The organism is Kribbella jiaozuonensis (assembly GCF_005233875.1).
Taxonomy (GTDB): domain Bacteria; phylum Actinomycetota; class Actinomycetes; order Propionibacteriales; family Kribbellaceae; genus Kribbella; species Kribbella jiaozuonensis.
Genome location: NZ_SZPZ01000007.1, coordinates 545,864 through 558,158 on the forward strand (window position 1 = coordinate 545,864; position 12,295 = coordinate 558,158).

General features: G+C 68.1%; 11 protein-coding genes. 2 read left to right on the forward strand and 9 right to left on the reverse strand.

The genetic code is table 11. The features are described from left to right. Positions 1 to 31: 31 nt before the first annotated feature. The 6 genes from FDA38_RS41130 to ald all read right to left on the reverse strand — a co-directional run bounded on the left by FDA38_RS41130 (position 32) and on the right by ald (position 5,957). Positions 32 to 1,006 carry a segregation and condensation protein A gene (locus tag FDA38_RS41130; protein WP_233715236.1) on the reverse strand — a complete coding sequence of 325 codons (975 nt, stop codon included), beginning with the start codon at positions 1,004 to 1,006 and terminating at the stop codon, positions 32 to 34. A 2-nt stretch (positions 1,007 to 1,008) separates the two neighbouring features. Beyond that, the gene (locus tag FDA38_RS41135) at positions 1,009 to 1,410 is read right to left on the reverse strand and encodes a hypothetical protein (RefSeq protein WP_137259594.1); all 402 of its coding nucleotides are present in this window, start codon (positions 1,408 to 1,410) and stop codon (positions 1,009 to 1,011) included. Further along, on the reverse strand, positions 1,395 to 2,462 hold the full coding sequence (locus tag FDA38_RS41140) for a ParA family protein (protein WP_233715224.1): 1,068 nt from the start codon (positions 2,460 to 2,462) through the stop codon (positions 1,395 to 1,397). The genes FDA38_RS41135 and FDA38_RS41140 overlap by 16 nt, the downstream gene beginning before the upstream one ends. Positions 2,463 to 2,657: 195 nt before the next feature. Then, complete coding sequence (locus FDA38_RS41145; protein ID WP_170990040.1) at positions 2,658 to 3,902, reverse strand: low temperature requirement protein A; 1,245 nt, start codon at positions 3,900 to 3,902, stop codon at positions 2,658 to 2,660. Between the two features lie 10 nt (positions 3,903 to 3,912). Further along, a complete protein-coding gene (gene xerD / locus FDA38_RS41150) occupies positions 3,913 to 4,845 on the reverse strand; it encodes a site-specific tyrosine recombinase XerD (protein ID WP_137259596.1) in 933 nt (310 codons plus the stop codon). Then, entirely contained in the window at positions 4,842 to 5,957 is a 1,116-nt protein-coding gene (gene ald / locus FDA38_RS41155) for an alanine dehydrogenase (RefSeq protein WP_137259597.1), read from the reverse strand. Before ald ends, xerD begins: the two co-directional genes overlap by 4 nt. Positions 5,958 to 6,270: 313 nt before the next feature. Between ald and FDA38_RS41160 the strand changes: the two genes are divergently transcribed. After that, positions 6,271 to 7,101 carry an LLM class F420-dependent oxidoreductase gene (locus FDA38_RS41160; RefSeq protein WP_137259598.1) on the forward strand — a complete coding sequence of 277 codons (831 nt, stop codon included), beginning with the start codon at positions 6,271 to 6,273 and terminating at the stop codon, positions 7,099 to 7,101. Between the two features lie 36 nt (positions 7,102 to 7,137). On the opposite strand, the gene FDA38_RS41165 is transcribed toward FDA38_RS41160, so the two are convergent. Beyond that, a complete protein-coding gene (locus FDA38_RS41165) occupies positions 7,138 to 7,572 on the reverse strand; it encodes a cupin domain-containing protein (protein ID WP_233715226.1) in 435 nt (144 codons plus the stop codon). Between FDA38_RS41165 and FDA38_RS41170 the strand changes: the two genes are divergently transcribed. Then, complete coding sequence (locus tag FDA38_RS41170) at positions 7,571 to 8,173, forward strand: HIT family protein (protein ID WP_137259599.1); 603 nt, start codon at positions 7,571 to 7,573, stop codon at positions 8,171 to 8,173. The genes FDA38_RS41165 and FDA38_RS41170 overlap by 2 nt on opposite strands. On the opposite strand, the gene FDA38_RS41175 is transcribed toward FDA38_RS41170, so the two are convergent. Both FDA38_RS41175 and FDA38_RS41180 read right to left on the reverse strand, forming a co-directional pair. Then, positions 8,156 to 8,881: a peptidylprolyl isomerase gene (locus FDA38_RS41175; protein WP_137259600.1), complete on the reverse strand. Its 726-nt coding sequence runs from the start codon at positions 8,879 to 8,881 to the stop codon at positions 8,156 to 8,158. The two genes, FDA38_RS41170 and FDA38_RS41175, sit on opposite strands and share 18 nt — an antisense overlap. A gap of 17 nt (positions 8,882 to 8,898) precedes the next feature. Further along, the gene (locus tag FDA38_RS41180) at positions 8,899 to 12,276 is read right to left on the reverse strand and encodes a GH92 family glycosyl hydrolase (RefSeq protein WP_137259601.1); all 3,378 of its coding nucleotides are present in this window, start codon (positions 12,274 to 12,276) and stop codon (positions 8,899 to 8,901) included. Positions 12,277 to 12,295: the final 19 nt, after the last annotated feature.

Sequence of the window (12,295 nt, forward strand, 5' to 3'; positions counted from 1 at the left end):
ACGGAGGACTCGGGGGTGTTGGTTTGGTCGGTCACTGGTTTGCCGTCTCGTCGGATGCGGGGGGCGGGGGGATGTCGGATTCGTCGGTCAGGCTCTCGCCGGGTTCCAGGAAGTCGGTGTCCTCGGCAACTACCGGCGCCTCACCGGATTCGTCCACCGGTTTGGATTCCTCGTCGAACTCGTCGCTGACGTCGATCTCGCCCTCGTCCGTACCGGTCCACCGGATCGTCAGCTCCCCCAACGGCGTCACCTGGTCGAACGAAACCGCAGCCTCACGGAACAACTCCAACAACGCCAAGAACCGGCACACCGTCGTCACCGTGTCCGGCGAGTCCGACACCAGCGCCCGGAACGTCGTACTCCGTTGCCGCCGCAACCGATCCACGATCACGATCGCCTGCTCCCGCACCGTCACCGCCGGCGCATGCAGGTGCGCGAGCGAAACCCCTTCAGGTACGTCGTTCTTCGGCGCCATCGCCCGCGCCGCGAGCGCCGCCAACCCGGCCGGATCAAGCCCCAGCAACACCTCAGGCAGCAACTCAGCGAACCGCGGCTCCACCCCCACAGCCCGAGGGAACCGCCGCGACTCGGCCGCCATCCGCTCCTGCACCAGCGCCGCGATCTGCTTGAACGCCCGGTACTGCAGCAGCCGCGCGAACAACAGATCCCGCGCCTCGAGCAGCGCGAGGTCCTCGTCGTCCTCGACCTCGCCCTTCGGCAGCAACCGCGCCGCCTTCAGGTCGAGCAGCGTCGCCGCGATCAGCAGGAACTCCGACGTCTGGTCCAGATCCCACTCCGACCCCAGCGCCTTGATGTGCGCGATGAAGTCGTCCGTGATCACCGACAGCGCGATCTCGGTGATGTCGAGCTTGTGCTTCGAGATCAGCTGCAGCAGCAGGTCGAACGGGCCCTCGAAGTTCACCAGGTGAACACTGAACCCCTTGCCCTCAGCAACGGCCGACGTGTCGTCGGCGCCGAGGTCCAGTGGTAACGAGTCCGAGGACACCGTCACTCCGGGCCCTTGAGCTCCGCGGCCCGGTCCGCGGCGCGGTCTTCGGACGCGCGCAGCCGCCGGACCAGCACCGAGTCCGGCCCGTGGTCGACGAAGTCGGCCAGCAGGACGTCGATCGCCTCGCGGACGATCCGGCCGCGGTCGGCCGTCAGGCCGTGCTCCGCGCGCAGCGCAAGTCTGGTCTGTTCCAAGCCGAGCAGCTCCTCCTCCGTCACGTACACGGTGATCTTCGTGTCGTGACGGATCCGACCACTCGACTTCCGGTCGTCGACGACCGTCGTACGGGACCGTACGGTGGACGGTCCGTCAGTGGTGGTGCGCTTCTCGGGTCTGGTCTGCTTCGGTGCCGCACCCCCGAAGAGTTCACTGGCACCTGGCAGGCTCACCCGGCGGGACAACGCGCCAGCACCTCCTTGGCAAGGTCGCGGTACTGCGTAGCCGCTTGGGACGAGGGGGCGTACGTCGTGATCGGTTCGCCGACGACCGTGGTCTCGGGGAACTTGACGGTACGCCGGATGACGGTGTGGAAGACGCGTTCGTCGAAGGCCTGGACCACCCGGTCGAGGACCTCCCGGGCGTGCGTCGTACGCCCGTCGAACATGGTGCCGAGGATCCCGACGATCTCGAGCTTCGGGTTCAGCCGGTCCTGCACCTTGGCGATCGTGTCGGTCAGCATGGCCAGGCCGCGGAGCGCGAAGAACTCACACTCCAGCGGTACGACGATGCCGTTCGACGCGGTCAGCGCGTTCACCGTGAGCAGACCGAGCGACGGGGCGCAGTCGATCAGGATCACGTCGTAGTTCGGGATGATCGGGTCCAGCACCCGCTGCAGCGTGTACTCGCGGGCGACCTCCTGGACCAGCTGCACCTCGGCCGCGGACAGGTCGATGTTGGCCGGCAGCAGGTCGAGGTTCTCCACCCGGGTCGGCTGGATCACCTCGTCCGGCGTGATGTCGCGCTGCATCAGCAGGTTGTAGACCGACAGCTCGAGGTCGTGCGGCTGTACGCCGAGGCCGATCGAGGCGGACCCCTGCGGGTCGAAGTCGATCAGCAGCACCTTGCGACCGGTCTCGGCGATCGCCGCGCCGAGGTTGATCGTGGTCGTCGTCTTACCGACGCCGCCCTTCTGGTTGCACATCGCGATCACCTGCGCCGGGCCGGTCTTGGCGGGTGGCTGCGGCACCGGCAGGTCCGGCAGCGGCCGGCCGGTCGGCCCGATCTTGTGACGCGGGCCGTTCGGGTCGTTCACGGGTGCAAGGTCCTCCGCGGTGAGCTTGGCCGTCGGCTTCGGCATCTCCGCATAGTTGTCGGGCAGCGCCCGGGGCGTCGTCACCGGGCGGGGTGGCGTGCTGAACGGCTGGGCCGGCTCCGGGGTCGGGTGGTGCCCCGGGATGCGGCCCGAAAGGTGGTCGGTCACGTGCTCGGTGCCCGGGAATGTCGACTCGTTCATGACTCGTCAAACCTTTCAACCGATACGGGCGATCCCAGCGACTGTAAGCGTGCATTCAAGCACTCTCAACCAGCCACTCCGCACCGGGGTGGGGCTGTTTGTCGACAAAGCTCCGAACCTGGCCGATCACCCACTCCGAGTTACCGGCCGTGAGCAGATGATCGCACACCGTCCCGGAAACCCGAGCACCGGGGTCTACCCTTGCACGAGCCGGTTGTAGCTGTAGAACCACGTCGGTACGGCGGCCGCGACGACAGCCAGCCCGTACGCCGGCAGCGAGTGCCCCAGCGCGGCGACCAGGACCGACACGAGCAGACACGGGATCTGCCAGCCGAGGAACCAGCGCAGCCGCACTCTCCCGATGACACCGGCCACACCGCTGATCACGAAGTACAGCGCGAGCCCCCCGAACAGGTACCAGCGCTCCTTCGTCTCCAGATGCTCCCCGGCCTCCGGGATCAGTCCGCCCAGTCCGGCCGCCATGGCGACGATTGCCCCGGTGACGACGAGGTGGGCGAGCAATGCGGCCCACGGCTCGAGCGGAGTGGTACTGCGGGGTGCCGGCGTGAACCCGTACAGCGTCGTGAGCTGCCACAGCTCGATCAGCAGCCAGAACGCCGCCAGCGAGGCCAGACCGACCCGCCAGTCCCAGTCGATCTCGGTGTTCGCGGCGACCACCTGCGCCAACGCCTCGCCGAGCACGATGATCACGAACAGCCCGAGCCGCTCGTCCAGGTGCCCCCGCTCGACCTGCGCGGTCGTGATCAACGGCGGTTTCGCCGGTGCCTCCTCGTGACGCCCGCGCCACAGGCGGCGCAACAGCCGGTCCCGGAACTGCTCCTGTTCCTGCTGGCGGCGGATGCTGGTCGCCCGCTGCTCCATCGCCTTCGGGTTGCGAGCACCCATCACGGAGAACATCAGGTCGGCGGCGATCCCGCCGGCCCACAGCCAGTACGCCGTCTCCGCCGGGACGAACAGCGCGACGACCCAGGGCGCAGCCATGACACCCTGCGTAGCCGGCCAGAAGCCGATCACCTTCCCGTCCCGGCTGGCCGAGCCCGCAGCGATACCCCGACAGACCAGGAACGCGACAGTGAACGCGATGGTCCGGCTGCCACCGTGTGGCTCGTCGCCGTGGTCCGGCAGCAGTCCCGGCCAGACGCCGGGTACGGAGGCTGCCATCACCCCGATGCCGAGCATCGTCCGCAGTACCGCTCGCCGCCTCGTGTGCTCCCCCGCGACGTTGGCGTAGACGCTGGTCGCCGTCCACACGCTCCAGATCGCGTAGAACATCGCCGCGCAGATGGCGACCTGCCCGATCGTCGCGGCACCGTGCAGCCGATGCGAGATCTGCGCGGCCGCGGCAACCACCGTCAGATCGAAGAACAACTCCAGCCAGCTCGCGTGCCGCTCTTCGGCCGCCCCCGTCTGTTCACTCACGCGGTGAACCTTAAGAGGACAGCGCTCTGGGGTGCGAGGTCGCGTAGACCTCACGCAGCTTGTCGACGGTGACCAGGGTGTACACCTGCGTCGTCGTGACGGACGCGTGTCCCAGGAGCTCCTGGACGACGCGTACGTCGGCCCCGCCGTCCAGCAGGTGGGTTGCGTACGAGTGACGCAGCGTGTGCGGGGAGATCTCCTTCGAGATCCCGGCCCGCTGCGCAGCGCGACGCAGTACCGTCCAAGCGCTCTGGCGGGACAGGCGGCCGCCGCGGGCGTTCAGGAAGAGCGCATGGGTGCCACGACCGCGCGACACCAGGTCGGGGCGGCCACGGACCTGGTACGCCGACAGGGCGTCGCGGGCGTACGAGCCGACGGGTACTACCCGCTCTTTGCTGCCCTTGCCTCGCAGCAGGACCGCACCGGCGTCCAGGTCGATGTCGTCGACGTCCAGGCCGACTGCCTCGGAGATGCGGGCTCCGGTGCCGTACAGGAACTCCAGAAGAGCAGCGTCCCGAGTGGCCAGAACAGCCGGCTCGGCCTCGGCGCCAGCGGCCGCTGTGAGGATCCGGGTCACCTCGTCGACAGACAGTGCCTTCGGCAGCCGCTGCGGCGGTACAGGCGGCTTCACGGCCGCCGCAGGGTCCACCGCGGCCAGCCCCTCGCGTACACAGAACTTGTGGAACCCGCGGACCGCGACAACTGTCCGCCCGGCGCTCGAGGCGGTCAGCGGCGGATGGTCCGCGTCGCCTTCGCGCAGCCGCATCAGGAAGTCGCTGACGACGGCCTCGGTGATCCGGCCGAGGTCGTCGACCCCGGCGGAGGCGAGGTAGCCGTCGTACCGGCGCAGGTCACGCCGGTACGACGCCAGAGTGTTGGCGGCCAGGCCGCGCTCCACCGTGAGGTGGTCCAGGTAGGTGCCAACTGCCCTGCTGATGCTCAGACCAGCACCTCGTCGAGCTTCAACTGGGACAGGTCGTGGGCCTCGGCCACCGGGCCGTAGGTGACGTGACCGTCGAACGTGTTCAGGCCGAGTGCGAGGCTGTGGTCCGACTTCAGCGCCTCCCGCCAGCCCAGGTTCGCCAGGTCGATCGCGTACGGCAGCGTCACGTTGGTGAGCGCGTACGTCGACGTGTTCGGCACCGCACCGGGCATGTTGGCAACGCAGTAGAACAGAGAGTTGTGGACCCGGTACACCGGGTCGGCGTGCGTGGTCGGACGTGAGTCCTCGAAGCAGCCGCCCTGGTCGATCGCGATGTCGACGAGCACACTGCCGGGCTTCATCCGGCTGACCATGTCGTTGGTGACCAGCTTCGGCGCCTTCGCACCGACCACCAGCACCGCACCGATGACCAGGTCGGCCTCGAGGACGGCGCGCTCGATCTCGTACGCGTTCGAGGCGATCGTCAACAGGTGGCCCTGGTAGATCTGGTCGGCCTGCCGCAGCCGGGCGATGTTGCGGTCGAACAGCTGCACCTGCGCCTGCATGCCGAGCGCGATCGCGGCCGCGTTCATCCCGGAGACACCCGCTCCGAGGACGACCACACGGGCCGGGTGTACGCCGGACACGCCGCCGAGCAGCACGCCGCGGCCGCCGCCCTGCGCCATCAGGTGGTACGCACCGGACTGCGGGGCCAGCCGGCCGGCGACCTCGCTCATCGGCGCCAGCAGCGGCAGGGTGCCGTCCGGAAGCTGCACGGTCTCGTAGGCGATGCCGGTGATGCCGGACTTGAGCAGCGCGTCGGTCGTCTCCTGGCTGGCAGCAAGGTGCAGGTACGTGAACAGCACCTGGTCCTTGCGCATCCGGTGGTACTCCTCCGCCACCGGCTCCTTCACCTTGAGCACCAGCTCCGCGTCGGCCCAGACGTCGTCGGCCGCCGGCACGATCCGCGCCCCGGCCGCGACGAACTCCTCGTCCGGGATCAGCGAACCGTCACCCGCCCCCTGCTCGATCAGCACCTCGTGCCCGCTGCGCACGAACTCGTGCACACCGGACGGGGTGATCGCCACCCGGTACTCGTGGTTCTTGACTTCCTTCGGTACTCCGACCTTCACAACTTGCCCTTCTTTCACGTTCCAGGTGTGCGGCTCACGTCGTTGTGTCCGCGGGCCCGGCGGTTGAGGGGTGTGCCGCTAGGTCGCTGCCGAGTGTAAGCCTCTCCGGTTCATACCACCCGACGGGATGGTCTGATCTTGACAGTACCTTTCCCAGAAGATGACCCCACGGAGAAGAAGTGATCCGGCTACGGTCGGTCACCGCTGATTCGGCAACGATCATTGACGGCCATTCGTTGGGGTCAGGGATGCTTGGAACGGAGCCCGTCCGCCCCGGGTTGTGCGCTGAGTTGGTCGACGAGAGGAGTACGGCGTGGCAGTCGAACTGGGACGGTACGGGGTCTGGCACGGGCCCCAGCACTTCGGCCCGGAACTGGCGGCGGGACTGGAGCAAGTGGGGTACGGCACGCTGTGGCTGGGCGCGTCGCCCGACACCGGCCTGCGCGACGCCGAGGTGTTGCTCGCCGCAACGACTTCGGTTGCTGTCGGCACCAGCATTGTGAACATGTGGAAGTCGCCGGCCGCCGACGTCGCCGCGTCGTACCACCGGCTGGAGGACGAGCACCCGGGCCGGTTCCTGCTCGGCGTCGGGATCGGTCACCGTGAGCGGAACGACGACTACCGGTCGCCGTACGAGACGATCGTCAGCTACCTGGACGAGCTGGACGACGCGAAGGTGCCGGCCGACCGGCGGGCGCTGGCCGCGCTCGGGCCGAAGGTGCTGCAACTCGCCGGCGCCCGGACCGCCGGAGCACTGCCGTACCTGACGACCCCGGAGCACACCCGGGAGGCGCGCCGGATCCTCGGCGGCGGCGTACTGCTGGCGCCGGAGCAGATGATCGTGCTCGAGACCGATCCGGAGGTCGCCCGGGCGACGGCGCGGGACCGGCTGGCGTCGTACCTGCAGCTGTCGAACTACACCTCGAACTTCAAGCGGTTCGGGTTCACCGACGACGACATCGCCGACGGCGGCAGCGACCGGCTCGTCGACGCGATGGTCCTGCACGGCTCGGCGGTCGAGGTCGCCGAAGGCCTGAAGGCGCATCTGGACGCAGGTGCCGACCACGTCGCGATCCAGCAACTGGGACGCGAAGGGATCGACCTGCTCCCCGGCTACGAGGCGCTGGCAACGGTCCTCGAGTAGATTGATGCCCCTGGCAACGGTTGCCAGGGGCACTCACTACTGCATCGTGAAGTCGGCGAAGTCGAAGCCGGGTGAGACGATGCACGACACCAGCACGGCCTCGTCACCCGCGGGCCGGGCTGCCTGCCATGCGCCGGGCGGGATCACCACCTGCGGCTGCTGCCCCGCCTGCACATCCGGTCCGAGTACGACGGACTCGTCGTCGTACTCCAACGTCAGCGGCCCGCCGGAGTGCCACAACCAGATCTCTGCCGACCGCACCCGATGCAGCCGCGACTCCTCCCCCGGCGCCAGCAGGAAGTAGATAGCGGTCGCACTCGCCCGCACCCCGTCGTACCCCTCCGGCTCGAACTCGACTCCCGACCGCCACGTCTCCCGATACCAGCCGCCCTCGGGATGCGCTTCGAGGTCCAGCAACGTCGCCAACTCCGGCTTCTCCATGAACCGATTCTCCGGCAGAGTGCGGTGCATGCTGCCTTCCGAGTACCACCGCAGACTTCCGTACGGCGAGCGCATGTCGGCCGAGCCCTTGCTCGGTCACCCGTTCTTCCCGTTCGAGGGTGACGTGCAGGTAGTACCGCTAGCCGAGCCCGAGTTGCCGGAGCCGCCGCGGGGTGGAGAGACCGGCGGGAAGCCGTGCGCGAAGTGTGCGGATCCGGACGGATACGTGATCTGGCGGGACGAGCAGTGGTCGTTGAAGACGTTCGGGCCGACCGGACTGCCGTTCGTGGCGCTGCTCGAGCCGCAGGAGCATTACCGGCTCGACAACCTGCCACCCGAGCTGACGGCGACGCTCGGGCCGATGATCCAGCGGGTGGCGAAGGCGATCCAGGGGATCGACAGCGTCGCGCGGACGCACTTCAACCGGTGGGGTGACGGCAGCGAGCATTTCCACGTGTGGTTCATGGCGCGACCGCTCGGCATGATGCAGCTCCGCGGCGCGATGATCGCGGCCTGGGACGACATGCTGCCGAAGATCCCCGACGACGAGTTCGCGGCCAACTCGCGGCAGGTCGCCGCCGCCCTCGCGGAGGACGGCGGCGAGGCCGTTACCTCACCAGACGCCGAGTGAGCGCGCGATGAGGATGTCGGTCTTGCGGACCGGCGCACCGTCGACCGGAGCCGGGTCGTCGGCCGTCGGTACCACTCCGCCGGCAGCCACGCGGTCGAGCACGCTGAGCCCGACCCGGTCGACCGAGCCGAAGATCGTGTAGTCCGGACGCAGCCGCGAGTCGGCGAACACGAGGAAGAACTGCGACCCGTTGGTGTCCGGTCCGGCGTTCGCCATCGCGAGCGTGCCCCGCGCGTACACCTTGCTGACACCTGTCGGATCGGTCGGCCAGTTCGGCAGACCGGTCGGCAACTCGTCCTTGTACGAGTAGCCCGGCCCGCCTTCGCCCGTACCGCTCGGGTCGCCGCACTGCAGCACCTTCAGGGTCGGGTAGAGCGTGAGCCGGTGGCAGGTGGTGAAATCGTAGAACCGGCTCTTCGCCAGGTGCAGGAAGCTCTGCACCGTGCACGGCGCCTTGGCCCGGTCCAGCGACAGCAGCATCGGGCCCTGGTTGGTCGCGACGAGGACCTTGACGATCCCCTTGTCCGGCGTGTGCTTCGGATCCGGCGGCAACGACACCGGCCGCGCCGGCGGATCGTCCGGGGTCGACGTGTAACCGCACGGACCCTTGGTGCTCACCGGCGCAACGGCCGCGTCGGCCGGTGCAGTGGCGACCAGTACACCGGCCACCATCACCGCAGCGCCCGCAAGCGCACTTGTCAGTCTCATCAGCAGTCCCCTCCGATTCAGCCCGCTGCTACGGTGAAAAGCCGTAGGTCGCGGTTCTTGGGCAGCGTGATACTCACCGGGGCCTGGGTCAAGGTCACAGGCGCCGTGGCGAAGATGTGCGTCGTGACGTTGTCCTTCCCGCCACCGGACTCGTTGCGGTACGGCGTGGTCGCGACAATGACGTTGCCGTAGTGCAGGGTGTCGCCGCCACCGCCCAGCGTCCAGTCACTGAAGGACAGGTCGATCGGCGACGTACTGCCGTCGGCGTAGTTCAGCGTCGCCGTCGTCTGCTGGTTGCCGTTGACCGCACTGCCGATGAACGACAGCATCGTCGTACCGGCGGGCAGGTTCAGGTTGAGCAGCTGGCCGTCGGCGGGCACGTTGTCGGGGTCACCAGCCGGCACGTCGGGCCACGTGAACGTGAGGCCCTGCACCGTCCCGCTGCCCCCAGCAGTCAACCCCGCCGCGGCCAGCGCCTGGCGGGAGTAGCTGACGCCGCCGCCGTCGTAGTCCGCCTCGGTGTGGTCGCCGTTGTCGTCGGAGATGCCGGCGCCTTCCCGCAGCACGAAGAACGAGTTCGGCTGACCGACGACCACCGTGAAACCGACCTGTGGCAAGGCCGTGCCGTCAGCGGCCTTCATCGACACCGTGACCGGGTAGCGGCCGTCCGGCGTGCCAGCTGCAGCGGCGATCGTCACCGGCGCACTGCCGACCTTGTCCACATGAAGCGTGCCAGTAGTAGGTGTCGCGGTGAGACCTGCAGGAGCGTTGATCGTGTAGGTGACGTCCTGCGCGGTCCCACTCAGTCGGTGGGCCTGCACAGCGATCGGTACACTGGTGGTGCCCGGCGCGACGACGACGCGGCTGGTGTCGGTCGACGTCTGGAACGGGATCTCACCGGTCCGCCACGACGGCGGTGCGTCCTTGGCTGCAGACCCCCACGAGGTGTTGGCCGTCGTACCCAGCTTGAAGTCCAACGTCCCGCCGTGCCGCACGAACGACTCCGGCAGCCACGCCTTGGTCGACGACTTCCCGTTGACCTTCAACGACTGCACGTACTGCGCATCCGCACCCGGAGCGTTGATCCGGATCGTCCGGCTGCCCCGGTGGATCACTGCCTTCGAGAACAGCGGTGCGGCAACCTGCAGCTCCGCCCGGCTCGGCACGTCCGGGTACAGCCCCAGCGCAGTCCATACGTACCAGGACGACATCGCAGCGAGGTCGTCGTTGCCAGGGATCCCGCCGGTGCTCGTGTTCCACAGCTGGTTCATTGCCTGCCGCAACGTCTCCTGCGTCTGGTACGGCCGACCGGTGTAGTTGTAGATCCACGGCGTGTTGATCGACGGCTCGTTGTCCATCTCGGCGTGCAGCTCGCCCGCACCGGTCAGCGCCCACGTCCCGTCCGGGTTCTTGAAGAACGCGTCCAGCCGCTGGTTCGTCGCGTCCACACCGCCGATCGCGTCGACCAGTCCGGCCCGGTTGTGCGGAACCATCCACGTGTACTGCGCACTGCTCCCCTCGGCGAACCCGTCGTACGTCGACGGCGTGAACGCGGGCCAGGCGCCGTTGTCGTCCCGGTTCTGCACGTAGCCGCCGTTGTCCGGGTTGAACACGTTCTGCCAGTACTGCGACCGCGTCAGGAACTTCTGGTACGTCGCCTTGTCGCCGGTCCGCTGCGCCAGCTGGGACAAGGCGAAATCGTCCGTCACGTCCTCGAGCGTCTCGACCGCACCGCCCCACGCGTTGGACTTGGTCGGGACGTAGTGCAGCGCCAGGTACTTGTCGAGGGAGGGCCGCTGTCCGATCGTCATGACCGGCTTACCGGCCGAGCTCAGGTCCTTCGCCGTCGGCACGGTCGCCGCCTTCACCAGCGAGCGCAGTGCTCCGCGGGCGTCGAAGTTCGTCCCACCGAACGCATAGATGCCGGCCACGGCAGGTGCCGACGGGTCACCGGTCATCACCGACGTACTCCCGGAGGCGTGCGTCCATCGGTCCCAGATGCCGTCGTTCTGCGTGGCTTGGTTGAGCAACGACTGCGCGATATCCCCAGCCCGATCAGGATCGAGCAACGTAACTAGTTGCAGCTGCGACCTGTAGACATCCCACCCGGAGAACGTCGCGTACTGCGCCGCCTGCCCGCGCGACATGTAATGCGGCTTCTGGTCGAATCCCCAGTACTGGTGATTGACGTCGCTGAACACGTTCGGGTGCAGCGACGCGTGGTACAGCGCGCTGTAGAAGGTCGTGCGCTGGTCCGCCGTACCGCCGGTGATCTCGATCCGGTCGAGCTGCTTTCGCCAGGCCTGCTTGGCTTTCGCGGCCGTCATCGCGACCGACGTACCGCGCGGGTTCTCGGCCCGCAGATTCGCCAGCGCGTTGGCGGCGCTCACGTAGGAGATGCCGATCCGCATCGTCACCGTGTCGCTGTCGAAGCCGACGTACCCGCCGGACCCCTTGTTCGGCGGCATCCAGCCGTCGGTGCCGTACGTCGTACCCCCGCTTGCCTGAGTGCTTCCCGGCGTGACCGTGGTGTCGGTCCACGTGCCCTGGTTCTTGAAGGGCTGGTCGAACTCGGCGACGAAATGCAGCGTGTAGTAACTGCGCTGCCCGACGCTCGCGAGGTACCCGCAGAAGTTGCCGCTCGTCACCGATCCGCTGACCGTGCGATGCGCCGCGTCGATGCTGACGGCAGCGTCGCTCGATCCGACCTCGGAGTTCGACGTCCGGAACATCAGCGTCCTGGCCTTGTCGGCCGGGAACGTGAACGCCGCCGACCCGGTCCGCGTCGTCGCAGCCAACTCGGCCGTCACACCGGAGTCGAGCCCGACCTTGTAGTACCCCGGCTTCGCGACCTCCTGCGCGTGGCTGAAGGTCGACGCATAGATCTCGTCCTTGGCGTCACTCTGCGGCGAGGTCGTCACCTCACCGGCCAGCGGGAAGATCGGGATGTCTCCCGAACCACCTGCACACCCGGTCCCGCTCATGTGCGTGAGGCTGAAGCCGCGGATCTTGTTCGCGCCGTACAGATACCCACCGGGCGCAGCGGTCCGATAAGCATTCCCCCGACTCGTCTCCGGACTGAACGAGAACATCCCGAACGGCAACACCGCCCCGGGAAACACGTTCCCCGCATTGGACGTCCCGATCAACGGATCCACCTGCTCGGTCGGATCAACCGAACTCGTGGTGATCCGGCTGCTCCCGGCAGCCGCAGACGTACGAAGACCGACAGCCAACGGATCCGGCGGCGTCGCAGTCGTCGGATGCCCGCCTGAGGCAACCGGCGACGGTGAAGGAACGGCGTGAGCCGTAGGAGCGACGGCGACGATCAGGGCGCCGGCGAGCAGCAGGCACGCGCGACGGGACAGCAGGGGACGACGGACAGGACGACGCATGGGCGGAACCAACCTTGGG